General features: G+C 59.2%; 22 protein-coding genes and 1 pseudogene. 18 read left to right on the top strand and 5 right to left on the bottom strand.

Annotated elements, in window-relative coordinates:
• Positions 1 to 95 precede the first annotated feature (95 nt).
• A complete protein-coding gene (locus tag PQQ52_RS13735; protein ID WP_408211770.1) occupies positions 96 to 1,889 on the bottom strand; it encodes a hypothetical protein in 1,794 nt (597 codons plus the stop codon).
• A gap of 19 nt (positions 1,890 to 1,908) precedes the next feature.
• Positions 1,909 to 2,643, bottom strand: coding sequence for a hypothetical protein (locus PQQ52_RS13740; protein ID WP_408211773.1), 735 nt, complete (start codon positions 2,641 to 2,643; stop codon positions 1,909 to 1,911).
• Between the two features lie 222 nt (positions 2,644 to 2,865).
• On the opposite strand from PQQ52_RS13740, the pseudogene PQQ52_RS13745 reads away from it, so the two are divergent.
• From PQQ52_RS13745 to PQQ52_RS13780, 8 genes and pseudogenes are all read left to right on the top strand, one after another.
• Positions 2,866 to 3,029, top strand: a pseudogene (locus PQQ52_RS13745) (transglutaminase family protein); the annotation flags it as partial.
• 238 nt (positions 3,030 to 3,267) lie between these two features.
• On the top strand, positions 3,268 to 4,017 hold the full coding sequence (locus PQQ52_RS13750; RefSeq protein ID WP_408211776.1) for an IclR family transcriptional regulator: 750 nt from the start codon (positions 3,268 to 3,270) through the stop codon (positions 4,015 to 4,017).
• Positions 4,018 to 4,100: 83 nt separating this feature from the next.
• On the top strand, positions 4,101 to 4,856 hold the full coding sequence (locus tag PQQ52_RS13755; RefSeq protein ID WP_408211779.1) for a transporter substrate-binding domain-containing protein: 756 nt from the start codon (positions 4,101 to 4,103) through the stop codon (positions 4,854 to 4,856).
• A gap of 17 nt (positions 4,857 to 4,873) precedes the next feature.
• Positions 4,874 to 5,542, top strand: a complete 669-nt coding sequence (locus PQQ52_RS13760; RefSeq protein ID WP_325044041.1) for an amino acid ABC transporter permease — start codon at positions 4,874 to 4,876, stop codon at positions 5,540 to 5,542.
• Positions 5,539 to 6,315 carry an amino acid ABC transporter ATP-binding protein gene (locus PQQ52_RS13765; protein WP_408211782.1) on the top strand — a complete coding sequence of 259 codons (777 nt, stop codon included), beginning with the start codon at positions 5,539 to 5,541 and terminating at the stop codon, positions 6,313 to 6,315. The genes PQQ52_RS13760 and PQQ52_RS13765 overlap by 4 nt, the downstream gene beginning before the upstream one ends.
• Entirely contained in the window at positions 6,312 to 7,298 is a 987-nt protein-coding gene (gene hutG / locus PQQ52_RS13770) for a formimidoylglutamase (protein ID WP_408211785.1), read from the top strand. Before PQQ52_RS13765 ends, hutG begins: the two co-directional genes overlap by 4 nt.
• Before the next feature lie 365 nt (positions 7,299 to 7,663).
• A complete protein-coding gene (locus PQQ52_RS13775) occupies positions 7,664 to 8,221 on the top strand; it encodes a PAAR domain-containing protein (protein ID WP_408211788.1) in 558 nt (185 codons plus the stop codon).
• Between the two features lie 161 nt (positions 8,222 to 8,382).
• Positions 8,383 to 8,835, top strand: a complete 453-nt coding sequence (locus tag PQQ52_RS13780; RefSeq protein ID WP_408211791.1) for a T6SS effector amidase Tae4 family protein — start codon at positions 8,383 to 8,385, stop codon at positions 8,833 to 8,835.
• A 460-nt stretch (positions 8,836 to 9,295) separates the two neighbouring features.
• Here PQQ52_RS13780 and PQQ52_RS13785 read toward each other — a convergent pair whose 3' ends face one another.
• Positions 9,296 to 10,912 carry a DUF2957 domain-containing protein gene (locus PQQ52_RS13785; RefSeq protein ID WP_408211794.1) on the bottom strand — a complete coding sequence of 539 codons (1,617 nt, stop codon included), beginning with the start codon at positions 10,910 to 10,912 and terminating at the stop codon, positions 9,296 to 9,298.
• 662 nt (positions 10,913 to 11,574) lie between these two features.
• Between PQQ52_RS13785 and PQQ52_RS13790 the strand changes: the two genes are divergently transcribed.
• The 5 genes from PQQ52_RS13790 to PQQ52_RS13810 all read left to right on the top strand — a co-directional run bounded on the left by PQQ52_RS13790 (position 11,575) and on the right by PQQ52_RS13810 (position 16,744).
• The gene (locus PQQ52_RS13790) at positions 11,575 to 11,997 is read left to right on the top strand and encodes a MarR family winged helix-turn-helix transcriptional regulator (RefSeq protein ID WP_408211797.1); all 423 of its coding nucleotides are present in this window, start codon (positions 11,575 to 11,577) and stop codon (positions 11,995 to 11,997) included.
• Between the two features lie 81 nt (positions 11,998 to 12,078).
• Positions 12,079 to 12,501 carry a MarR family winged helix-turn-helix transcriptional regulator gene (locus PQQ52_RS13795; RefSeq protein ID WP_408211800.1) on the top strand — a complete coding sequence of 141 codons (423 nt, stop codon included), beginning with the start codon at positions 12,079 to 12,081 and terminating at the stop codon, positions 12,499 to 12,501.
• Between the two features lie 86 nt (positions 12,502 to 12,587).
• A complete protein-coding gene (locus PQQ52_RS13800; protein WP_408211803.1) occupies positions 12,588 to 13,688 on the top strand; it encodes an HlyD family secretion protein in 1,101 nt (366 codons plus the stop codon).
• 7 nt (positions 13,689 to 13,695) lie between these two features.
• Positions 13,696 to 15,276 (top strand): DHA2 family efflux MFS transporter permease subunit, encoded by a 1,581-nt coding sequence (locus PQQ52_RS13805; RefSeq protein ID WP_408211806.1) that lies wholly within the window; start codon positions 13,696 to 13,698, stop codon positions 15,274 to 15,276.
• A gap of 10 nt (positions 15,277 to 15,286) precedes the next feature.
• Entirely contained in the window at positions 15,287 to 16,744 is a 1,458-nt protein-coding gene (locus tag PQQ52_RS13810) for an efflux transporter outer membrane subunit (RefSeq protein ID WP_408211809.1), read from the top strand.
• Here the strand turns inward: PQQ52_RS13810 and gltS are convergent.
• On the bottom strand, positions 16,710 to 17,948 hold the full coding sequence (gene gltS, locus PQQ52_RS13815) for a sodium/glutamate symporter (RefSeq protein WP_408211812.1): 1,239 nt from the start codon (positions 17,946 to 17,948) through the stop codon (positions 16,710 to 16,712). The genes PQQ52_RS13810 and gltS overlap by 35 nt on opposite strands.
• 256 nt (positions 17,949 to 18,204) lie before the next feature.
• Between gltS and PQQ52_RS13820 the strand changes: the two genes are divergently transcribed.
• The 5 genes from PQQ52_RS13820 (at position 18,205) to PQQ52_RS13840 (ending at position 22,444) form a co-directional block, all read left to right on the top strand.
• Positions 18,205 to 19,482 carry a NupC/NupG family nucleoside CNT transporter gene (locus PQQ52_RS13820; RefSeq protein ID WP_408211815.1) on the top strand — a complete coding sequence of 426 codons (1,278 nt, stop codon included), beginning with the start codon at positions 18,205 to 18,207 and terminating at the stop codon, positions 19,480 to 19,482.
• Between the two features lie 15 nt (positions 19,483 to 19,497).
• Positions 19,498 to 19,887, top strand: a complete 390-nt coding sequence (locus PQQ52_RS13825) for a cytidine deaminase (RefSeq protein WP_408211818.1) — start codon at positions 19,498 to 19,500, stop codon at positions 19,885 to 19,887.
• Positions 19,884 to 20,861: a nucleoside hydrolase gene (locus PQQ52_RS13830; protein ID WP_408211821.1), complete on the top strand. Its 978-nt coding sequence runs from the start codon at positions 19,884 to 19,886 to the stop codon at positions 20,859 to 20,861. Before PQQ52_RS13825 ends, PQQ52_RS13830 begins: the two co-directional genes overlap by 4 nt.
• 289 nt (positions 20,862 to 21,150) lie before the next feature.
• Entirely contained in the window at positions 21,151 to 22,086 is a 936-nt protein-coding gene (gene panE / locus PQQ52_RS13835; RefSeq protein ID WP_408211823.1) for a 2-dehydropantoate 2-reductase, read from the top strand.
• Positions 22,087 to 22,144: 58 nt separating this feature from the next.
• Complete coding sequence (locus PQQ52_RS13840; protein ID WP_408211826.1) at positions 22,145 to 22,444, top strand: hypothetical protein; 300 nt, start codon at positions 22,145 to 22,147, stop codon at positions 22,442 to 22,444.
• 113 nt (positions 22,445 to 22,557) lie between these two features.
• Here the strand turns inward: PQQ52_RS13840 and PQQ52_RS13845 are convergent, their stop codons facing one another.
• A complete protein-coding gene (locus PQQ52_RS13845; RefSeq protein WP_408211829.1) occupies positions 22,558 to 23,604 on the bottom strand; it encodes an ABC transporter substrate-binding protein in 1,047 nt (348 codons plus the stop codon).
• Positions 23,605 to 23,655 lie beyond the last annotated feature (51 nt).

The following is a 23,655-nucleotide window of genomic DNA, read 5'->3' on the forward strand; positions in this document are numbered from 1 at the left end:
ATGCTCCTGCCTCATGGCCGATCGATGCATGCCCAAGGCCGCCGCTTCCTCATGGCTTTCGGAAGCAGCAGCGCCTGAATCGTTATGTCGGATAGTTAGTGCGTAGAAGCAGCCAGCAAGAGCTGCGAATTCTCGGGCGGGACGGCAGTAAGGCTTGTCGACGCCGACGGCTCCGGCGCGTATGCGGCCATCGCCTGAACCAGTTGCACCGCCTGATGATCAGCCTCGGCATAAGCAGGGGCTGTCGAGCGCACCGAAGCGAAGGTGCGCGAAGTCCAGGTGACAGCGTCTGTGGCTGGATCGTAATGCAGCGCGTCTAGCAGAGCACCACTGAGCGAATTGATTGCCGTGGTTTGCCCCGTAGCTGGGTCTTTTATAAATTGGGTACCCACGCCGCCTGATCGAATGTAGTCCTGCTCGATGAGTTGCTGGGCGGCGTTAAATTTCATGACCAGACCGGTCCCGTCGCTAGCTGCTGTCGTCATCCTTGTCTGGAGACCTGTTACCGGATCGTAAAGATTGTCTGCATATGAACCGTCCGGGCTGATGACGAGCACCTCCGTTTGCACGCCGGCGGCGTTATAGGTTCGGTGGTAGACGCGGTCATTTCCATCATATCTCAGCGTTAGCGTCTTCGAGCCGTCGGTGTTGATCGCAATGTGATTGGATGTACCAAGCGTGACTTCCTCGCCACCGCAGCCACCGTTTAGAGCGCCGGTGACGTTGATACTTCCGCCGGAAACGGTGAGCGTTTCGCCGGTGACGTCGTTGTAAATTGTGTTGCCGTCGGCTGAGCCGAACTGAACAGTGGTACCAGCGCCAGCGTGGACAATGTTGTTAGCGCCATCGAAGATGGCGTGGTTACCGTCGGCGAGAGACACCAGGTTGTTATCGCCGTGGATGGTGACCTGATCGTCGGTTCCGCCAACATAGATGAACTGATAGTCGCCAGTCATCGCGGCTACCGAGTAGGTTGTAGAGGAACCGGTGATGTAGATTTCGGTGACGCGATTTCCGTCAGAATCTGTAAAGCTATTTGAGTAACTGCCGTCCTGATGGATGTCGAGCGTCAGCGGGCTATTCTTGCCCGTTTCAGGAATCGTCCAAACGTCCTTGGTCGCGCCGCTCGACGAGTTCGTCAACGGATCGTCGTCTGTTACTGTTCCTGCGATATAAGTAACGCCAGACGCGAACGTGTATTGGGTCCCGTTGCCATCCGAGTTGACGCTCGTTGGTTTTTCAGCCGTGTATCCGGTGATCCAGCCTGCGTCGTTCACTTGTGGCACAAGCATGCCGCCGGATAGCGTGGACTGCATTGCATCCGACATTGCACTTGTGAAAGCGGCCTGATCGGATGGGGCGAGTTGACTGTAGTAAGGCTGAATTAGGTTCTTTATCTGGGTTATAGCGTTCGACAACGTATTGTTCGGGTTTGTATCAAATATCGATGCCGCGACCATGAGCGACCCGATGACTGTAAGAGTCACGGCTACTTCCGGCAACATCACTGCACCCGCCAATAGAGCGGCGCCAGAAAGCGCATCTAACTCACCGGAAGTAATTTTCCCACCCTCACCGCCCAACACCTTATTGACAATGGGAAGCGCTGCCAGGCTGAGGCCGAACACCGAGGTTGTGGCCCCGGCTTTACCTAACAATTTGGCGGCCTCCTCGGAGGTCGGCGAGAACTGCTGCAAGGTTTGCTCCATTCCTCCCGCGACTACACCGAGCAGATCATTCGCGGCTCCAGCGGTAGCGATGACTTTTTTTGACGTAGCCTGCTCGGCGACCGCTTGCTGAGCGGAATTAGTCGCATCGGCCGCGCTGACAGACGAGCCGGTAATATAGGCGACGACATCGCCAATGGATTCAATCGCCAATGGATTCAATAAAGCTTTGCGTTTTCATTTAACTACCTCTAGAAAGTTTATTTCTGATCTTGATTGCGTTCGAAAGGGAGATAAGCAATAAGGGGAGAATCAATCCATATTCCCACAGCAATATTTTACCGAATGGATCCCTGTTTTTATTAAGGCTTTGATTGGACTTATCCCGGCTAAGCAGTACATGTCCGTCTCGTTCACTTATGAGCGTGGGCCAAAAAAAACCGCGACCGTCTTGGAGTAGAAAACCTTCCACGTAAAAATTTAGTCCTGAATTAGCCTGTCCAATTCTCTCAACATCCAAATCACTATCTATTAAATTGTAAATTTTCCCATCGTTAGAATGAAAATCGATGGAATATTGTCTATTAATCGATCGTCGATTATAAATTCCACTTGTAAAATTTCCGACGCTTCGAACAACAGGCGCTTCCGGTGGGACCGCCCCCGTGTAAAATTGACTATGTAATAAATTAAAGAGCGGGAATGTCACCGCTAGAGCGACAGCCACACTCAGGATACCTCTTTTCCATCTATGACCCTCTCCAATCTGATAGTCTGTTCCGTTTAGCAGAATCAAGAAAGCCTTGGGTAAACTCACGGTGGGCATATATTTATTTAAGTTTGAAAAAATGGCGATCAAATATACAAAAAACTTAAACGTAGAAGCGAGAATAAATATTCGAATCATGTCATGTGAAGCATGATCGTGAAATGCAGCTCCGCGAGTCGATGCCGCGTGCCTGTCTTTCTCAATCAACCGTAGTTTTATGAATAAAATATTATAAAAATCAGAATCGCAGTGTCATTTTTTGCAAAGATTTCGGGATGGCTTCCAGAATTCCGATAAAATCTTACGTGGAAGATTAATTTCTAAGATTTCTCCCAATCAAATTGAGCAGGACTAAGGCTCTGGTGGATTCATCCTTCTGTTTGCGCGCAGCAGGAACGCGTCTTACGAAAGAGTTAAGACTATCGGTCCGGCAGTGGCTGGATCGATCTCGACCCACCAATGACGTGCTCGCCGATACGGACCATGTGACGCTCGCGATCGGGCGGGATTACAGCGAAGTGTCTCTGCTGCGCGGGATGATCCTGGGGGGGGCGCATCGGGCGGAGGTGGGGGTGACGGTGCTCGCGCTTTGAGCCGTCGCTTTTGCCCCCAGCTTTAACCCGCCGCTTTCTGCCACTGTCACCCTTCAACAAGCCACTTCGTGGTCAGACGATTTCCATCAACGTGCCGCGTATCCGCCACGACACGCTCTTTTATCCCGTTTTTGGGGAAAACCCTCTCCATGCATTCCCATTCAACGGGAATTCGATTTTTGAAACCTGAGAATACTCTGGCATTCTGATTCCATTATTCATTGTGGATAGATTCATCGTGAACGCGGAACAGGGTGTAACAGGGGCTGAACGAGTATTGCTGGTGCTGGCGGCACTCGCCAGTCATGGCAAGGCCATGTCGGTCAAAGATCTGCTCGCTGTCACCGGTCTCGCGCAAAGCACGCTGTATCGCCAGATCGCCTTGCTCAAGCGTTGGGGTTTCGTCGCCGAAAACGCGGGCTATTACGCGCCGGGTCCGATCAGCCTGCAACTCGCACTGGGTTTCGATGTGAATTCGCTGCTCGTCGAAGCGAGCCGTGCGGAGATGCAGCAACTGGCGCGCGCGTCGCAGGAAAGCATCGGGCTGGTGGTCGCGGTCAAGCATCAGGTGATGTGCCTGGAAATGGTCGACAGCCAGCACTCGTTGCGCTGCTCGTTCGAAAAAGGCCGCGCCGTGCCGCTGAAAGCAGGCGCCTCCGCGAAATCGCTACTGGCGTTCATGGCCGACAAGGCGCGCACTGAAGTCCTCGATAGCGTGTTCGACAGCGACCCTGCTGGCCGCGCTGCGATGGAAGCCGAACTCGAACAGATTCGGGCCCAAGGCTATGCCGTCAGCGACAGCGAAGTCGACCCGGGTGTGTGGGGCGTGAGTGCCCCGATATTTCATCGCAGCGGACGCAGCGCAGGCAGCAGCGCGTCGATCACGCTGATGGCGCCGTCCACCCGCGCCATCGGCCGCGAAAGCCAATTCATCGACGGGACGCTACGCACGGCCCGCGCCATTTCCGAGCATATGCAAACCGATTGATCGGGCAAGGCCGTTTTCGGCCAGAATTCGATCTGGATACCGAACGAACTGAACGAACTGAGCGAACCACAAGGAGCCCTCCCATGAAACTGAATCGACTGCTGTCCCTCGCATGCGTCACGTTTGCGGTGACGTTCGCCGGATTTTCCGGCGCCGCCTCCGCACAAACGCCGGACGTGCTGAACGTCGCCACCGACGCGACCTTCCCGCCGATGGAATTCACCGAGAACGGCGCGCGCACCGGCTTCGACGTCGACATGATGAATGCGCTCGCGAAAGCGATGGGCAAACGCGTGCAATGGACCGACATCGACTTCAAGGGCCTGGTTCCGGGCCTGATCGCGCATCGTTTCGACGCGGCGATTTCCGGCATCTATATCACCGACGAGCGCGCGAAAGTCGTCGACTTCACCGATTCGTACTACGCGGGCGGCCTCGTCGCACTGGTTAAAGACGGCTCGCCGGTCAAATCGGTGGCCGACCTGAACGGCAAAAAAGTCTCGGTCCAGGTCGGCACGAAGTCGGTCAACTTCCTGCGCGACAACTTCCCGCAGATCACCCGCGTCGAAGTCGAGAAGAATCAGGAAATGTTCGACCTGGTCGGCATCGGCCGTGCCGATGCTGCCGTGACCGGCAAGCCGGCTGCCTATCAATTCGTGAAGACGCGCAGCGGTTTCCGCGTGCTCGACAAACCGCTGACCACTGAAGCCTACGGCATCGCTGTGCGCAAGGACGAACCGCAACTGAAGGCGGCATTCAACACGGCGCTGGCGAAGATCAAGGCCGACGGCACGTACGCAGCGATCGTCAAGAAGTGGTTCGGCGCCACCGCGCAATAACCGGCTGAGCAGACAAAATGGAACTCGATTTTTCGCCGGTGATTGCCGGCTTGCCGGACATCATGCATGGCGCGTTGGTGACGGTCGAAGTGACCGCCGCCGCGCTTGCGCTGAGCTGTGTGCTGGGCCTGCTGATCGGTATCGGCCGGCTTACGCCGAAGCGGCGCATCGTGTACGGCTTGTGTACGGCGTACCTCACGTTTTTCCGCGGCACGCCGTTGCTCGTACAACTTTTCCTGCTGTTCTTCGGCTTGCCGCAATTTGGCATTCTGTTGCCGGCGTTCGTATGCGGGATGCTGGGGCTCGGCCTGTATTCGGCGGCCTATGTGTCGGAGATCGTGCGCGGTGCGATTCAATCGGTGGATCGCGGGCAGATGGAAGCGGCGCGTTCGATCGGCATGTCGTCGGGACAATCGATGCGCGCGATCATTCTGCCGCAGGCGATCGTGCGCATGATTCCGCCGCTCGGCAACGAATTCATCGCGTTGATCAAGAACTCGGCGCTGGTGTCGCTGCTGACGATCGACGATCTGATGCACGAAGGGCAGAAGATCATCAGCGTGTCGTACCGTTCGCTTGAAGTCTATCTGGCCATCGCGCTGGTGTATCTGGTGTTGACGCAGGTGACCAATTACGCGCTGCATCGTGTGGAGCGCCGCTTGCGTGCAGGAGGGATGGTGCAATGAATACCGTAGCCAAAGTGGATGAACCTATCGTCAGCATTCGCGGACTGACCAAATCGTTCGGCTCGCATACCGTGCTCAACGGTATCGACTTCGATATTCAGCCGCAGCAAGTGGTGGTCGTAATCGGGCCGAGCGGCTCCGGCAAAAGTACATTCCTGCGTTGCTGCAACGGGCTTGAACAGGCTGAAGGCGGCACCATCGATATCTGCGGGCATCGGTTGGTGGATCACGGCGCGATGCTCAAGGAGCGTTCGCTGAATGTGCTTCGCACCGAAGTGGGTATGGTGTTTCAGTCGTTCAATCTGTTTCCGCATCTGTCGGTGCTGCATAACATCACCGTCGGTCCGCGAATGTTGCGTGGCGCCAGCAAGGCTGAAGCCGAAGCGACTGCAACCGCGTTGCTGGAAAAAGTGGGCCTTGCCCACAAGGCACATGTGATGCCGGCGAGTTTGTCGGGTGGTCAGAAGCAGCGCGTTGCGATTGCTCGCGCGTTGGCGATGCAGCCGCGCGTGATGTTGTTCGACGAACCCACCTCCGCGCTCGATCCCGAACTGGTTGGCGAAGTGCTGCAAGTGATGAAGCTGCTCGCGAGCGAAGGCATGACGATGGTCGTTGTCACGCACGAAATGGGTTTCGCGAAGGAAGTCGCCGATGTCGTGGTGGTGATGGACGGCGGTGTGATCGTCGAGGCGGGGCCGCCTGCCGAGATTTTCTCGGCGCCTTCACAACCGCGCACGCGGGCCTTCCTGCAGGCGGTGTTGTCGCGCGCATGAGAGTCCCATTCGATGACAAGGTGTGGAGCGGCCGTTCCGACGACGATGAGCCCGGCGACACCCGGCGTATTTTCAATCAGGTGGTGCCGTTTGCGTTCGACCGTGCTTTTCCGCATGAGGATGCTTTCCGCGCGGCGCCCCGCATTGACAGCGATGCACCGGTGATCGTCGGCTTTGGTTCCGATGAAGGTGTGCGCCGCAATCAGGGGCGCATCGGCGCGGCACATGCGCCGAAGGAGTTGCGTCGGGCGCTGGCGGGCTTGCCGGCGAAGACATCGATGGTGGCGCTCGCCGACGCAGGCGATGTGGTGTGCGACGACGGTGACCTCGAAGGCGCGCAGGCGGAACTCGCGAACGTGGTGAGCGACGTGTTGGCGAGCGGCGGCCGGCCATTGGTGTTTGGCGGCGGTCATGAGGTTGCGTGGGGGACGTATAGCGGATTGCGCTTGCATCAGGATCATGCGGATGAGGCGGCGCGCAAGCTACTCATCATCAACTTCGACGCCCACTTCGATCTGCGTCAGAAGCGGCCCGCTAATTCGGGCACGCCGTTCGATCAGATTGCGAGCGACTGCGCCGAACGAGGCGTGCCGTTCAACTACGCCTGTTTCGGCATTAGCGATCTGGGCAACACCGCTTCGCTGTTCGCGCATGCAGAGCGACTCGGTGTGCGCTACGTGCTCGACATCGACATGCAGGAGCCGCAATTGCCGCAGCGTCTGGACGATCTCCAGCAGTTGCTCGATGCAGCGGACGACGTGTACCTGACCATCGATCTCGATGTGCTCCCGGCCGCCACTGCGCCAGGCGTGTCGGCGCCTGCCGCGTTGGGCGTGCCGTTGTCGGTGGTCGAAGCGTTGGTGCAGCGCGTGCGTGCATCCGGCAAGCTGCGCGCGGCGGATATTGCGGAGTACAACCCGTCTCTCGATCAGGATAAGCGCACGGCGAGGGCAGCAGTGCGGTTGGCGTATCGGTTGCTTTAACGCACGCTAACTGCAGCGCGCAACACAGCACCGTGCAGCAAAGCGCGGGGCGACGCCGGTCACAAAACAAAACCGCTCACCGGATTCCTCCGGTGAGCGGTTTTTTTATTTTCCCTTACACACGGTCGGAATTTTCGTGTGCATTTTGCAGCATTGTCCAGTACCGCTCGCAGACAGGAAGCGCCAGTCTCTCGGAATAAGATTTTTTCAACCCCGTAGGAGACTGGCGCATGAAATATAACGCACGCAAAGAAACGACCTATCCGTTTGCCACAATGGGATCAATGGCCGAAAGAGGCGGACGCGTCTCGACTGCTACGGGCGGCCTCACAACCGCCGGTTCGGCAAAATCGGAGTGATTGCACATGCTCCGTTTATATATCTGCATCGGCGATCAGCCAGAGACGGGGGGCCAGATCGAGCCATACGTGGGGCCGCGCACAACGTTTTACGGACATCAGGCGGCGATGATTGGCGCAGGCGTTTACTGTAACGCCTGCAAAAGTACTGGCGTTATCGCCAAGGCGGGCGGGCCGCGCCGCCGCAAACACCACGGCAGCGAAATCGTGCTCGACGGCGATATCTTGCTGTGTGGCTGTGCACAACCGCCTCGCATGATTGCATCAATGCAACGCAATGCCAGGTTCGATGACCTTGCCGAGACGATGGGTGTGGTGGCGTCTGCCAGGACTGTGAGCGGCGGTGTGACGTCTATGGTGACGAGCGCCTATGACGAACAGGTCGAACCGAGCCGCGGAACGCTGATTGAAGGGTACCCCTACTTCATCGAAACCCAAGATGGGCGCGTGTTCTCGGGGCGGCTCGAATCCGGCCACCGCCTACAGCGCGTTTATACCGCGACCCCTGACAACTACACCATATTTTGGGGCGATGACGCCCTTGCAAGACAGGAGGGGGTATAAGGAATGCCCAACAAGAAAACAATAGTTAGAACGAACTCAACGCCGGGCTCCGTCAAGGTCGTGGAGTTGAAAGTGGTCACGTTTTCCGAGCTATGGGCAGCCTATCCTAAGAACGAGCCATGCATTGACCCGTCGACGGATAGGCCGGCATTCGAAGACGAATGCGCGATCCGTCTTGGCACTTGCCCCTCGCGAACGTGGGAATCACCAATAGGTCGTTCAAAGGCGAAAAGTGCTGGTTCCATGGGCATCCGTCCTGTCACATGCTTCGGACGAAGGAAGTGGCAGAATGGTTTCGCCGACGCCCGTTTGCTGGCTGTCCTCCGCCGGAGACGGTAACAGGAAAAGACTGGCAGACGCATGTGGAGGGCAGGACCGGTATTATCTTCTTTGGAAGCTACTGGCGTCGCTCGCTCAAAGAGAAAGACCCGTCGGGCGATCATATCGACTTATGGAATGGCGAACGGTTGACGCCGAGTACCCAAACTACCTTAAGGTTCGATGTCGGCATTCCAAAGCTCTGGAATCCCTTGTCCCTTATCGGCGTGGGTCCAGAGAATCTGTTCTCCAACCTCGCGGACGCGAATCAGAGCCTATTTTGGGAAGTAGCATGAAGACAGCGATGCTCTTACTCGCACTATTTGTCGGCGGCGCTATCGTCGGTGGCTTGATCGGGCTGTTCTTCGCTCTGCCGCCTTCGGCGGTTGAATGTGGCGACGAATGCGGCGTGAGAGCTTTAGCTTTTTCCCTTCGCTGTGCATTCGCTGGTGGTGTCGCGCTTGCTGTCGCTGGCCGAATCATGGTGAAAGCTCGTCTTCTCAGCCGGACACGTTAGTTCTGTTGTTCGGTGCTTTGTTTTCCAGGTCAGAAGGTTAAGTTTCGTTACCTTGCAGGCGATATCGTTGTGCCCGTGATGGAATTGCTTGTCCGTCTCTGAATGGGGCGGCGCTATTGAGTGCAGCGTTCTCCCCTTGTCGCCTCGAACTCACACCAACCGCACGACGCCGGTCACAAAACAAAACGGCTCACCGGATTGCTCCGGCGAGCCGTTTTTCATCTCCAGCGCAGCACTACTTACTGCACAAACGCCCCAATCGACAGGAACGGATTCACCTTGCCGGCATAGTTCGCCGGATCGTAGGTCAAGCTGGGTTGATTGACTCCGTTCATCAGCAGACCATACACCGGACCCACCCTGACCATCACACCCGTATCGCCCGCTTTGTAGATGGCCGAGCTACCGGACATCAGGTCCTTGGTTGCGGTCACATTGACGAGGCCGGGCTGTGTCTGCGTGAAGTCGAGCGAGAAGTTGCTCGACAACGACGAGGTGAACGGATTCAGCAACGCGGCCGACGGGCTCTGGAACAAGGTTGCGCCGTAGTTCACGCCTGCATTGAACGAGGCGCTGCCGTCTCCGCACGTGCCCACGGCGGCATAGACCAACTGCCCGTTGAAGTAGATCGCAGTGGGACCTTGACCGATGCTGGTCACCACGCCGCACGCCGAAGCGCTGTTGGCGCCGATGTATCCGCCGCTCAAGGCCGTTTGGGCGATCTTCGTGGCGGGCGCCAGCAGCGAGATGCCGAGCTGATCGTCGAGGGCGTTGTTCGTGATATTGAGCGGGTTCGCATCGGTATGGGCATAACCGACGCGAATCACAACCGGCACGAGCTGGTTGTTCACCTTGCCGACGATCATGATGCCGTGCGCCTGGCTCTGCGAGAAGAGCAGTTGCAGCACGCTTACGCCGACTGCGGGATAACTCAGGGTGCTCGCCGAACTCGAGCTGACGAATACGTTGTCCGCCGTGCCATCGGCATTGGTGCGCAGAGTCCACGGCGTGCCGGTCATCGCGCACGAGTACAGCGACGAATCGGGTGTACAGGAACCGTCTGCGTTGAGTGTCTCGCTGGCCTGAATCGCGGTCGGCGACCAGCCGGTCATCGATTGGCCGTCGGCGCTCTGTGCGAAGCTGCCTTCCGGGTTCACGCGGAATCCCAGTTCGTTATATGTGCCGGCCACCTGCGTGAAGTCGCTGACGGTCTCGCTGAAGCCGAGGAACGGATACGAGTCGAACGTGCGCGATGGCACGACACCAATCAGAAATCCGGGGAAGGGTTCGAGTCCGTCGAACTGGATCGTCGCCCCTGGAATCCCGCCGCCGATGATCCCCTGACCGACGAACAGCATCGGCGGATCCTGCGGATTGATCGTGACGCTGTAGCTGCCATCGGCAGTCGTGCCGTTCTTCAGCATGATCGCGCAGCGGTTCTGTTCGGCGGTCGGCAATGCAAGCGCGCCGCTCGGGTTGTCGTAGTCGCCGGTGATCGTCATGCCGGCACGCGTGTTGTTCACCTGGCCCGCCGAGGTCGGTACGGACGATTCGATGAAGGTCATCTGGTATTGCTTCTTCGTCGAATCGAATTTCATTTTGACGTATTCGCCGCTACCCGAACCGCCGGTGTAGGTGGTCGAATAGTCGAGGGTGTCGGGGCACAGTTTGGCCGCGGTAACCGGTGTGCCGGTCGGCTGACCCTGTGCGGGACAGGTGCTTCCTGAGCATTGCGGTACGCCTACGGCAGCCGGATCGTCGGCTTTGCCGCCACCGCAGGCGGCAAGCAGTACAGGCAGCGCAAGTGCGCCTATGAGTGTCGCGGCGGATGTGCCACCGGGCAGTTTGAATGCCATTGTTTGTCTCCTCATGATTTGTTGTTCGTTATTAATTGGCACGATTAATCGACCGACCACGCGGACTCCGCGCAGCGTCGCTGATCCTTTCTCTGCCTGTTGCCAGAAAGGCCGTGTCCGTATTGGCGCGCGGTTATCGGCGAACTGAGTGCTGTAAGCAGCCGAAGCAGGCCCGCTCAATATCGGATGCCAAAGCGGGATAGCCGCCTCAGATCGATTCAGACAGGCTTAAACAGGCTCTCGGAGCATTCCTGACGGCGGCATGCGCCAGTAAGCGCGACGGGCAGCCGGTTTATTAAGTAAAACAGCGCGGATGATGTACAGCGGAAACGGCGTTAATGAAAATAATCGATGTGGCGTATGCATTCCGGATTGCGGATTTCGCCTGAGTTGTTTTGGATGACATTAACGTCTCCTTGGCCTGTTATTAGATTTAATGTTTGCGGCTGAACATTAAGCCGCTACTGCGGACTTGTATATAGTGGCATTAATCCAAACTCGATCCATGCGTTTTCTCGCCGTGCCATGGGGCTTACATCGACATTTCAAACAGACGTATGTATGGATGTTCGCTTCGACAGGAAGGATTGCGGCTTCTGCCTGCCTCATCTTGAGCGGGCGTAAGCTTGACTCTGTGCGTATGCACATATAGACTGCCGAATATGAACCGCCCTCTCTCTTACGACGAATGCAACTGTTTCGCGCTGCGCCAGGCGGCCCGGCACGTCACGCAGATCTACGAGCGCCATCTTGGCCAGGTAGGGCTGACGGCTGCGCAGTTCACGATTCTCGCCAAGCTCGCACGCACGCCGAACCTGCCGATGGTGGAACTCGCGGAGACCATGGTCATGGAGCGCACCACGCTGGTTCGCGCCATGAAGCCGTTGCAGCGGGACGGGCTGGTGGTCGCCGAATCGGCGGAGCATGACGGCCGCACGTTTCTGTTCAGTCTCACCGGGAAGGGCGAAGCGATCTTCGATCAGGCGGCCATCGCCTGGCGCGCCGCACAAGATGAGTTCGAGGAAAAGTTTGGCCATGCACGTGCCAGGTCACTGCGCTCGGAACTCTTCAGCATCACGGGATAGACAAGGCGTATGAGCTCGCTTCGACGAGCATTGGTACGCCCGATTATGTGCATACGCACTCACGAAAAAGGAAGCGCAACGATGGAAGGGCTCTTCGACGACGACTGCTTTGCAATCCGCCAGGCCGCACGCTACGTGTCACAACTTTACGACCGCCACCTGGAGAACGTTGGGCTCACCATCACGCAGTTTTCGCTGATGGGGTGTCTGAAGCGCATGGGTCCAATGACCATGAAGCAATTGGCCGAAGCCATGCGCATGCAGCGCACCACGCTGGTCCGCACGATCCAGCCGCTGCGGCGCAACGGGCTGGTGTCGAGTGCAGCGCCTGGCTCGGATGCACGAGCACTGTCGATTGCGTTGACGGCCGCGGGTGAGGGCCGTCTGGAAGCCGGGCGTGAGCGCTGGCATGCCGCACAGGCCGAATTCGAGCATCGTTTTGGCGAGCAGCGTGCGGCAGCGTTACGCAGCGAGTTGTTTGCAATCACGCGAGATTCCCTTTGAGGCCTCGCATCATGCGAGACATGGCCGGCGCAGCGTAACGCGCCGTTTTTTCAAGCTCAAAAAGTGCATACGCACATTCGACCATCATGTCCACTACACCCTCGACTATTGCACCGCCCAGCGTGCCAAACGCGGCCAAATCGGCCCGGCGCATTCCGTGGATGCTGCTCGCGATCATCACGGTGCTCGCCGTATTGGCGCTAGCGGCGTCGTACTGGTTCTTTGTCGGCCGCTTTGTCGAATCGACGGATGATGCCTACGTGGGCGGCGATGTGACCGTGATGTCGCCGAAGGTGAACGGTTTCGTCACGGACGTGCTGGTGCGCGACAACCAGTTCGTCCACGCGAATCAGGTGCTGATCCGGCTCGACGCGCGCGATTACGACGCGCGCCTCGCGCAAGCCAGCGCGGAAGTGCAGAGCGCACAAGCCGCCGTCACCGAGTTGCAGGCGAAGAAGTCCTTGCAGCTTGCCACCATCAACGAGCAGGCCGCCGAGGTGCGCGCGTCCGGCGCCGAGCTGACGCGCAGCGCCGCTGATCAGACGCGGTATCGCGAACTGGTCAAGGACGATGCGGTATCGAGCCAGGTCGTCGAACGTGCGGACGCCGATCTGACCAAGGCGCATGCCGCGGTCGACCGCAGCGGCGCGGCGTTGATTGCCGCGCAACGGCAGGTTGCCGTACTCGACGCGCAAATCGGCGATGCCGAGGCACGCATCGCTACCGCGCAGGCGGCGCAACGTGTCGCGGCACTGAACGTGGAGTACACCACGATCCGCTCGCCGATCGACGGTTACGTCGGCAATCGCACCGCGCGGGTCGGCTTGCTGGCGAACACAGGTGGGTCGCTGCTGACTGTGGTGCCGTCGAGCGGATTGTGGATCGACGCCAACTTCAAGGAAGATCAGTTGAAGAAGATGCACATCGGCGACGGTGTCGACGTCGATCTCGATGCATCGAGCAAACGGATTCACGGTGTGGTTGAGAGTCTCGCACCCGCGACCGGCGCGACCTTCAGCGTGCTGCCGGCTGAGAATGCCACCGGCAACTTCACGAAGATCGTGCAGCGCGTGCCGGTGCGTGTGCGCCTCGATGTGCCGAAGGACATGCAAGGCGTGCTGCGTCCTGGGCTCTCGGCGACGGTGAAAGTGCATGTCGACACCGCCAATGCGCCGGTCAACGGATAAACCGATCATGACTCAAGCTCCTGCCCACTTCGCTAATCCCGCCGATCAGCCGACGCGCACCAAATTCCTCGCGTTCGCACTGATGTGCCTCGGTTTTTTCATGGCGACGCTCGATATCCAGATCGTTGCGTCATCACTCAGAGACATCGGCGGTGGTTTGTCAGCGAGCCAGGACGAACTCTCGTGGGTACAGACTTCCTATCTGATCGCCGAAATTCTTGTGATTCCGATGTCAGGCTGGCTCACGCGTGTGTTTTCCACGCGCTGGCTGTTCGCGTTCTCCGCGCTCGGCTTCACGATCACGAGCATGCTGTGCGGCCTTGCATGGGACATCAACTCGATGATCCTGTTTCGCGGTTTGCAGGGTGCGCTCGGCGCGGCGATGATTCCGACCGTTTTCACCACGGCGTTCGTGCTGTTCCCCGGCAAACAACGGTTGATTGCGTCCACCACCATCGGCGCGCTGGCCACGCTGGCGCCGACCATCGGGCCGGTGATAGGCGGCTGGATCACCTCGCAATGGTCGTGGCATTGGTTGTTTTATCTGAACCTCGTGCCGGGCATCGCCGTTACGCTGATGGTGCCGAAATACGTCCACATCGACAAAGCCGATCTTTCCTTGCTGAAAAAAGGCGACTACCTCGGCATTCTGCTGATGTCCGGTTTTCTCGGCTGCCTCGAATATGTACTGGAAGAGGGCCCGCGCAAGAACTGGTTCGGCGACGACGTGATCGTGCTGTGCACGTGGGTATCGGCGATCTGCGGTTTCCTGTTCTTCGTGCATGCATTCACGGCGAAAGAGCCGATCGTCGATTTGCGCGCGCTGGCGATTCGCAACTTCGGCATCGGCAGTTTGCTGTCGTTCGTCACAGGGATTGGGATTTTCTGCACGGTGTTTTTGACGCCGGTGTTTCTGTCGCGCGTGCGGGGCTTCGATTCGCTGCAGATCGGTTTGGCGTTGCTGTCGGTCGGCTGCTTCCAGTTGCTCGCGCTGGCGGCGTACTCGACGCTGGCTCGAATCATCGATATGCGCTGGCTGATGGTGTTCGGACTCGTTCTATTCGGTGTCGGGTGCTACCTCTACGTGCCGTTGACCAGTCAGTGGGGCTGGAAAGAACTCCTGATACCGCAGGCGTTGCGCGGCATCGGCCAGCAATTCTGCATTCCGCCAATCGTCACCATGGCGCTCGGCTCCTTGCCACCTTCGAGGCTCCGCTCGGCGAGTGGCCTGTTCAATCTGATGCGCAATCTCGGCGGCGCCATCGGTATTGCGGTGAGCAGTACGATGCTCAACGATCGTTTGAACCTCCATTACGAGCGGCTCGATGAACACCTGAGTGCAGGGCGCCCGGTGGTTGAATCGATTTTGCAGCAGCAAAGCGCGCACTTCGCCGCGGTGGGCGGCGATGCGCTGAATGCGGCCAATGCGGGCCTCGGCGAATTGCATGCGCTGCTGTTGCGTGAAGCGCTCGTGCTCACGTTCTCCGACACGTTCTTTGTGTTGTCGCTCTGTTTTGTCGTCGGCTTGCTGAGCGTGCTGTTCTCGCGCCCATTCGGCAATACCGCGCCGCCGCCCGATGCTCATTGAGGAATTCAGCATGAAACCAATCGTTATCAACGTACTGGCGAGCGCGGCGCTGCTGACGCTCGCGGCATGCGCCGTGCAACCTGAAACGCATGCGGATCTGCAGCAGTCGGTTCAGACAGTCGCGCCGAGCGCATGGAGTGTCGATGCCCCTCAAGACAGCGTGAGTGCCGACATATGGTGGGCACAATTCGGCGATCCCGTCATGCATCAATTGGTCGAGTCGGTGCTGACTGGCAACCTCGACGTGCAGGCCGCGGCGGAACGCGTCAAGCAGGCGCAGGATCTCGCCACGCAAGATCGCGCGGCATTGCTGCCGGAGTTGAACGCCAGCGCGACCGCATCCGATTCCCGGCAGAACACACCGCCGCCACTCGGCTATGTGCGTCAGGCCGGCGTCGGCGTGACGGCGAGCTGGACGCCGGACGTTTTCGGCGGTGAACGTCTCGCTGTTCTGGCAGCGCAAGCACAAGTGTCGGGTCGGCGGGCGGCCTTGAATCAACTGCGTCTGGCACTCGCGGCGAACACGGCTGCGGCGTATATCGACCTGCGCTGGGCGCAATCGCAATTGCAGATTCTCAGCGACAACGAACAGATCCGCGCCCGCGCCCTGAAACTTACGCAGGAACGTTTGCATTACGGGCTGTCGACGCAACTCGACGTGGCGCGTGCGCAGAACCAGTTAGAGGATTTGCAGGCGCAGATCCCGCGCATGCAGTCGGCAGTACAGCATCAATTGAGTCTGATCGCGGTGTATTCGGGACGCACGCCGGAGAGCGTCGACAGCTTGCTGTTGATCAAGGCACGCGACATTCCGGTGCCCGCGCAAAGCGTGCCGCAGACACTGCCGTCCGATGCGCTGTTGCAGCGGCCCGACGTGCGCAATGCTTACGCGACGGTCGAACAGCGCGCGGCAGAAGTGGGCGTGTCAAAGGCGCAGCGTTATCCGCAATTCAGGCTCAATCTCGCGGACGGCTTGCTGGCCTCGTCCTATCTCGGCTTGCCGACGCTGACCGATAACCTCTTCAGCGCCGCATTAAATGCAACGAGTCCGATCTTCAATGCCGGCCGCATCACCGCGAACATCGACGCGAGCGAAAGCCGGATGCGCGAATCGCAACTCGGCCTGCAGCAGACCATGCTGCAAGCGCTCAAAGAAATCGAGGATAACCGCAGCGATCTGGTGAATGGCGCGGTGCAGGTGCGACGTCTGGGCGGCGCACTCGATGCGTCGAACCATGCGCTGCATCTGTCGAGTGAGCTCTACAAAGGCGGTGCGACGGATTTTCTCGATGTGCTCGCCGCGCAGGAGGCGTACCTGCGTGACGCGGAATCGTTGAATCAGGCCAAACGCGAGCATGCGCTCGCAGCGGTCGCGCTGTACCGCGCGCTCGGCGGCGGCTGGGATGTTCCCGAAACGGTCGCGACAGTTTCGGCTAATGAAAGATCGGCAAAGCCAGAAACCCCTTGATGACGATCGCATTGGCAATGTCGATAAAGAACGCGCCCACCATCGGCACCACCAGAAAGGCAAGATGAGAATGCCCGAAACGTGCCGTGACAGCTTGCATATTCGCAATCGCGGTGGGCGTGGCGCCGAGTCCGAAGCCGCAATGACCGGAGGCGAGCACGACAGCGTCGTAGTTGCGGCCCATTACGCGGAACGTGACGAAGATCGCATAGAGCGCCATCAAAATGGTCTGCGCGACGAGAATCGAAACGACGGGCAATGCGAGCGAGGCGAGGTCCCAGAGTTTGAGCGTCATCAGCGCCATGGCAAGGAACAGCGCAAGGCTCACGTTGCCGAGCAGCGCGACCGCGTGATCGATAACGGGCTTGCCCGCGAGCCCGAGTGCATTGCTTAGCACCACGCCGACGAATAGCACGCAGACAAAAGTCGGCAACTCGATCGCCGTGCCGGCCAATACCTTTGAGAGCGCGTCGCCGGCCGCGAGGCTGATCGCAATCAGCGCCAGCGTCTCGATGAAGGCGGCGGGTGTGGTGGCTTGCTCCGCCTTCGGTTCTTCGAAGGCGAGCGGCGGTTCGGCGGGGCTTTTGTCGTGGCTTTCGCCGTTGCTCCCTGCGGGGCGCCCGGCCGGTGCGACGTCTTTCCTGGCGACTTGCCGCATCAGCACGCGCGCTACCGGGCCGCCGAGAATGCCGCCCATCACGAGGCCGAACGTCGCGCAGGCGATCGCTGCCTCCGTGGCGGACTGAAGCCCGTGGTGTTCGGCGAACACCTTGCTCCATGCGGCACCGGTGCCATGACCGCCGGACAATGTGATCGAACCGACCAGCAAACCGTATAGCGGATCGATGCCCAGTACATAAGTGAGGGCGATGCCTACTGCATTTTGCAGTATCAGCAGGCCGATCACGAGGCCGAGAAAACGCAGCAGGAGCGGCCCGCCTGACTTGAGGCTGGCGAGGTTGGCGTTGAGGCCGATGGTCGCGAAGAACGCGAGCATCAGCGGCGTTTGCAGCGCTGTGTCGAAGCGTAATTCGATCTGGCTCGTCATGCGCAGGATCAACAGGACGATTGCCACCAGGAGTCCGCCGGCAACGGGTTCGGGAATCGTATAGCCGCGCAGCAGAGGGATCCACCCGACCAGCCTGTTCCCCAGCAGCAGAACCAGTGAAGCCGTGACGAGTGTTCCATAGATACCGACGTTCATAGGCCACCTCGTTGAGCATGAGTGATGGTCACAGCGTTACGAGGCGTCTGACGGCGTGTGGAGCGGCTAGGGAGCGAGCGAGAAACGCCTATGGCGTGAGGGTACCTGAACGGAGTTGATCCAACAACGACCGCCGCAAGGCGAGATTGTCGCGGAACGTTTGGCTGTCAGTATCGGAGCAAGGCCATATTTAAAGTTTTCTCCAGCATCGGTTTCGATTAGCATCATTGCCACTTTCACAAGAACACCAAGAGACATGGCACTGATCGCACGAAACTTCCTCGGTATTGCCGTACTGCTGCTTATCGCTTTCATTTTTTCGACCAACCGGCGCGCCATCCGCTTACGGACTGTAATTGCGGCACTCCTTGCGCAGATCGGTATCGGGGCGTTCATTCTCTTCGTGCCGTTCGGCAAGACGGTTCTCTCGGCCGCTGCGTCCGGCGTCAATCACGTACTCGGCTATGGCAACGCGGGCATCGAGTTCCTGTTCGGTGGCCTCGTGCAATCGAAGATGTTCCAGATCTTCGGTGACGGTGGTTTCGTTTTCGCCGTGCGGGTGCTGCCGGCCATCATCTTCGTTACCGCGCTGATTTCAGTGATGTACTACATCGGCGTGATGCGCTGGATTGTGATCGTGCTCGGCACGCTGTTCCAGAAACTGCTCGGTGTTTCGAAGCTGGAATCTTTCTCGGCCGTCACCACGATTTTCCTCGGCCAAAGCGAAATGCCGGCCGTGGTCAAGCCGTTTGTGCGCGACATGACCGGCGCCGAGCTGTTTGCGGTGATGTCGAGCGGCATGGCGGCGATTGCCGGTTCGGTGCTGGCCGGTTATGCGGGCCTCGGCGTGCGGGTTGACTATCTGCTGGCCGCGTCGTTTATGGCGGTGCCAGGCGGCTTGCTGTTCGCCAAGATCATTCACCCAAGTACCGAACCGAGCCGTGTGCATCTCGAGAATCTCAGCTTCGACGAAAAGCGTCCCGCGAATGTGATTGAAGCCGCGAGTTCCGGCGCGACAGTAGGTCTGAAAATCGCCGTGATGGTCGGCGCGATGCTGATCGCGTTCGTCGGCCTGATCGCGTTGCTCAACGGCATTGTGGGCGGCATAGGCGGTTGGTTCGGCCATCCGCAACTGTCGATGCAATCGGTGCTCGGCACGGTCTTCGCACCGCTCGCCTATCTGATCGGTGTGCCGTGGAACGAGGCCGCCATCGCCGGCAATTTTCTCGGGCAGAAGATCATTCTCAACGAGTTCGTCGCTTATGCGTCGCTGTCGCCGTATCTGAAAGACGCCGCAAGCGTGAGCGCGGCCGGCCTGCAGGCACTCGATCCGCGTACCATTGCTATTCTGTCGTTTGCGTTGTGCGGCTTTGCGAACTTCGCGTCGATCGCGGTGCTGACGGGCGGCTTTAGCGCGGTCGCGCCGGAACGCCGCGCCGAAGTCGCGCGCTACGGCCTGCGTGTCGTGCTCGCCGCGACGCTCTCGAACCTGATGAGCGCCACGATTGCGGGCATCTTCCTGACGCTGAATTGAATTGAGGATCGTTGCATGAACTTGGAACAACTGCTGGAACGCGCGGGTGTCGCGCGAGAAAAGGCTTATGCGCCTTATTCGAAGTTCAAGGTTGGCGCCGCGCTGCTGACCAAAGACGGCACAGTATTCGACGGCTGCAATGTCGAGAATGCATCGTATGGATTGTGCAATTGCGCTGAGCGCACTGCGTTTTTCAGCGCGATTGCCGCGGGCTATCAGCGCGACCAGTTCGCCGCGCTTGCCGTGATCGGCGACACGGATGGACCGATCGCACCGTGCGGCGCGTGTCGTCAGGTGATCATCGAACTGGGCGGCCCGGAATTGCCGATCCGCCTCGGCAATCTGCATGGCGCTACGCGCGACACCACTGCGGGGGAACAATTGCCGGACGCGTTCTATCTATGAGCAAGCACAAGGTTATCTACGACACCGATCCCGGTGTGGACGATGCAATGGCGCTCGTTTTTCAGGCGCTGCATCCGGATATTGAATTGCTCGGTTTGACGAGCGTATTCGGTAATGCCACGATCGGAACCACCACGCGCAATGCGCGTTTTCTGGCGGGGCGGTTCGCGCCGGGCGTGCCGGTCGCGCAGGGCGCCGCCGCACCGCTCAAGCGCGCAGCGCCTGAGCCGCTCGCCTGGATTCACGGCGACAACGGGCTTGGCAACATCGCGATAGAAGCCGGGCCTGAAGCCGGTCTTGAGGCAGCGCTCGACGCGCGTCCCGCGCACCGTTTCATCATCGACACAGTGCGTGCGCATCCGGGCGAAGTGACGCTGATCGCCGTGGGCCCGCTCACGAACCTGGCATTGGCGCTCGCCGACGATCCGCAGATCGCCTCGCTCGTCAAGCAGGTGGTCATCATGGGTGGCGCGTTCGGTACGGCCGGCGTGCTCGGCAACGTGACCCCTGCCGCGGAGGCGAATATTCTCGGCGACCCCGACGCCGCCGACATCGTGCTCGGCGCGCCGTGGCCGGTTGCGATCGTCGGGCTCGACGTCACGCAGCGCACCATCATGAGCCGGGATTATCTGGCGTCGCTTCGCGATCGCGGCGGTGCAGCAGGGCAGTTCGTGTGGGACGTGTCGCGCCACTACGAAGCCTTTCACGAGCAAAGCGCGCAACTCAAGGGCATTTACGTGCACGACTCATCGGCGGTCACGTATGTGTTGGCGCCGCATCTTTATACGACTCGCAGTGGCCCCGTGCGTGTGCTGACGGACGGTATCGCGGTGGGCCAGGCCATCCAGAAGCCTTCTGCCATGCCGGTGCCCGCGCCGGACTGGGACAACCGGCCCGCGTGCCAAGTCTGCATCGACGTGGATGTGCCCGGCATGCTCGCGCTCTATGAGCACACAATCTGCGGCACGCTGTAGGGCGATCTTGCAACGTCACCGCGGCTTGTTCAACCATCCTCGGCGCCGCGTCGCCTGCTATGCAGGCTTAGGCGCGTAGTGGACGGCGGGCGGCGCGCGGATTGATCTGATGTAAGAACAACGCGGAAACAATACGCTCGCGGTGCGTTGCAGCAAACCGGCCCGGCATTGTGGCCGATGCGCATCGTCAATCTTTGCTACATTTCTGCAGACGTGCTGCGTACGCGGTCCTCGAAGCCCAGGCTTATCGACCCGGCGTATGTGACCCAAATCTATCAAGAGGCCAAAGATGCGAATTCTAGTAGTGGGGGCGGGCGCCGTGGGCGGCTATTTCGGTGGACGTCTCGCAGCGGCGGGCCAGGACGTGACCTTCCTGGTGCGCGCCGGCCGTGCGGAAAAACTCGCACGCGACGGTCTCATCATCAACAGCGCACGCGGCAATCTCACGTTGCGCGACGTCAAGACGATTCTCGCCGGGGTCGGCGCGGAGCCGTTTGATCTGGTGTTGCTGAGTTGCAAAGCCTACAGTCTCGACGACGCGATCGATTCATTCGCACCGCTGGTCGGCGAATCGACGCTGATTCTGCCGATGCTCAACGGCATGCGCCATATCGACGTGCTGAAGGAAAAGTTCGGTGCGTCACGCGTACTGGGCGGTCAATGCGTGATTGCCGCGACGCTCAGCCCCGAGCAGCACATCATGCATCTGAACGAAACGCATGCGATCACTTTCGGTGAACTGGACGGCGGTACGTCGGAGCGCGTTCAGGCAATCGCGGACGCGATGGCAGACGCCAATTTCGATGCGGTGATCAGCGACAACATCCTGCTGCGCATGTGGGAAAAATGGGTGTTCCTGGCCACATTGGCGGCCGGTACGTGCTTGATGCGCGGTTCGGTCGGCGATATTCTGGCTGCGCCGGATGGCAAACGCATCATCGAAAACCTGCTCGGCGAGTGCCGTGGGGTCGCTGAGCACAACGGCTTCACCATGGGCCCGGACTTCGACGCTCGCGCTACCCAAACTTTATTTACGCCTTCGCCGCTTACGGCTTCGATGCTGCGCGACGTCGAAAATCACTCGCATACCGAGGCGGATCACATTCTCGGCGATCTGATTTCGCGTGGCGGCGATGCGCAGAAGGGCGAGCACGGCTTGTCGCTACTGCGTATCGCCTATAGTCATCTGAAGACGTATGAAGCGAGGCAGACCCGTACGTCCTGAATGACGGAGCGTCCGGCGACGCGGATGACCATAGCAGTCCAAAGATCGGAGGTGCAGTATGCCGAGTCCAACCGGATCCGTACCCGCGCTCAGCGCGGCCTCGGCAACCATCTTCTCGATTGGTATCGTCTTTCTCGGTTACTGGGGCTTGTACGATCAGACGAAATGGCGCGTCTCTGACGTCTTTGTCTTCGTGTTTGCAATGATCGGCTTCGGTTGCCTCGGCCTCGTGCCGTGGATGGCGACCAGCCCGGTCGAGCCGGAAACCAACGACAGCCGCGTCCGTATTGCGCGGCATATGTTTCTTGTCGGCGTCCTGTCGATCTGGCTTGGGGTGGCGATTTCGGTGATCTTCTGAGGCACTGCGCCAAATAAAAATACGCGCCTCGAACAAGGGGCGCGTTTTTATTGATGCGGAGTAGCGCAGCGCGGTTGTGCCGAGTTCCGACGCGCCGAAATGCGCAAGCGGGCTTAACGCTCGATCTGCCTGTTCCAGCGCGTATCCCACTGCGCGCGGTGCGCATTGATTGTGTCCCAGTCCACCACGGTGACCTTCTTCACCAGATCGTCGACGTTGCCGAGGCTCTGCTGCATCGGCGGCGTCATCTTCGCGAGACGATTGGTCGGAATCTGCTTGCCGGCCTCGGCGGCTTTTGTCTGAGCCGGTGCCGAGAGCAGGAACTGCGCGAGTTTCTGCGCCAATTGCGGATCGGGGTTGTTGTTGATCACGCACAGATCGACCAGCAGCAATACCGGCCCTTCCTTCGGGTTCACATAGCCGACCGGAATGCCCTTGTCCTGCAGATCGCTCACAGCAGTCGGCGTCAACGGGAACAGGCCCGCTTCGCCGGTTTGGACCATTTCGGAAATTTTCGCCGAATTTGGCACGTACTCCACCACGTTCGGCCCGACCGTGCTCGCCCATTTCGTGAAGCCCGGTTCGACGTTCTGCTCGCTGCCGCCCATCAAACGGTTGATCGCCAGAAAGCCGTGCAGGCCGAAGGTGCTGCTCGAAGCAGACTGGAACACCACCTTGCCCTTGTACTTCGGATCGGCAAAGTCCATCCACGAGGTCGGCGGCGCCCAGCCTTTTTCAGCGAACAGTTTCTTGTTGTACGCGATGCCGGTCATGCCGAGTTGCACGCCCGCGCCCATATCGTCCTTCATGCGCGCGAACGGGTAGAGCTCCTTGAGCACCGGCGAGTCGTCGAGCTTCTTGCATACGCCCATGCTGACCGCGCGCGCCATCACGCCGTCGTCGAGAAACACCACGTGAATTTGCGGATTGGCCTTGTTGGCGAGTAGCTTGGCGAGAATGTCCGACGAGGTGCCGGGCACCACGACTACTTTTACATTGTTGGCTTTTTCGAAATCGGGCAAGACCTGGCTCGTATAGGCCTTTTCCATCGGACCGCCGTTCATGCCGATGTAGATGGTTTTGGTCTCCGACCATGCCGGTGCGGCGGCACTGAATGCGCACAATGCGGCCAGCGCCGCGATCGTTTTGAACAGTTTCATTGAGAGGCTCCTGAGTTTCACTAAACGATAACGAGGCGATGACTAAGTGAT

It is taken from the genome of Paraburkholderia sediminicola, from assembly GCF_046030555.1.
GTDB lineage: Bacteria > Pseudomonadota > Gammaproteobacteria > Burkholderiales > Burkholderiaceae > Paraburkholderia > Paraburkholderia sediminicola_E.

Excerpts from the sequence above, each read along its gene's own strand:
- PQQ52_RS13755 (WP_408211779.1), top strand. The coding sequence starts at position 4,101 with ATGAAACTGAATCGACTGCTGTCCCTCGCATGCGTCACGTTTGCGGTG.
- PQQ52_RS13760 (WP_325044041.1), top strand. The coding sequence starts at position 4,874 with ATGGAACTCGATTTTTCGCCGGTGATTGCCGGCTTGCCGGACATCATG.
- PQQ52_RS13765 (WP_408211782.1), top strand. The coding sequence starts at position 5,539 with ATGAATACCGTAGCCAAAGTGGATGAACCTATCGTCAGCATTCGCGGA.
- hutG (WP_408211785.1), top strand. The coding sequence starts at position 6,312 with ATGAGAGTCCCATTCGATGACAAGGTGTGGAGCGGCCGTTCCGACGAC.
- PQQ52_RS13775 (WP_408211788.1), top strand. The coding sequence starts at position 7,664 with ATGCTCCGTTTATATATCTGCATCGGCGATCAGCCAGAGACGGGGGGC.
- PQQ52_RS13780 (WP_408211791.1), top strand. The coding sequence starts at position 8,383 with ATGCGCGATCCGTCTTGGCACTTGCCCCTCGCGAACGTGGGAATCACC.
- PQQ52_RS13785 (WP_408211794.1), bottom strand. The coding sequence starts at position 10,912 with ATGGCATTCAAACTGCCCGGTGGCACATCCGCCGCGACACTCATAGGC.
- PQQ52_RS13790 (WP_408211797.1), top strand. The coding sequence starts at position 11,575 with ATGAACCGCCCTCTCTCTTACGACGAATGCAACTGTTTCGCGCTGCGC.
- PQQ52_RS13795 (WP_408211800.1), top strand. The coding sequence starts at position 12,079 with ATGGAAGGGCTCTTCGACGACGACTGCTTTGCAATCCGCCAGGCCGCA.
- PQQ52_RS13800 (WP_408211803.1), top strand. The coding sequence starts at position 12,588 with ATGTCCACTACACCCTCGACTATTGCACCGCCCAGCGTGCCAAACGCG.
- PQQ52_RS13805 (WP_408211806.1), top strand. The coding sequence starts at position 13,696 with ATGACTCAAGCTCCTGCCCACTTCGCTAATCCCGCCGATCAGCCGACG.
- PQQ52_RS13810 (WP_408211809.1), top strand. The coding sequence starts at position 15,287 with ATGAAACCAATCGTTATCAACGTACTGGCGAGCGCGGCGCTGCTGACG.
- gltS (WP_408211812.1), bottom strand. The coding sequence starts at position 17,948 with ATGAACGTCGGTATCTATGGAACACTCGTCACGGCTTCACTGGTTCTG.
- PQQ52_RS13820 (WP_408211815.1), top strand. The coding sequence starts at position 18,205 with ATGGCACTGATCGCACGAAACTTCCTCGGTATTGCCGTACTGCTGCTT.
- PQQ52_RS13825 (WP_408211818.1), top strand. The coding sequence starts at position 19,498 with ATGAACTTGGAACAACTGCTGGAACGCGCGGGTGTCGCGCGAGAAAAG.
- PQQ52_RS13830 (WP_408211821.1), top strand. The coding sequence starts at position 19,884 with ATGAGCAAGCACAAGGTTATCTACGACACCGATCCCGGTGTGGACGAT.
- panE (WP_408211823.1), top strand. The coding sequence starts at position 21,151 with ATGCGAATTCTAGTAGTGGGGGCGGGCGCCGTGGGCGGCTATTTCGGT.
- PQQ52_RS13840 (WP_408211826.1), top strand. The coding sequence starts at position 22,145 with ATGCCGAGTCCAACCGGATCCGTACCCGCGCTCAGCGCGGCCTCGGCA.
- PQQ52_RS13845 (WP_408211829.1), bottom strand. The coding sequence starts at position 23,604 with ATGAAACTGTTCAAAACGATCGCGGCGCTGGCCGCATTGTGCGCATTC.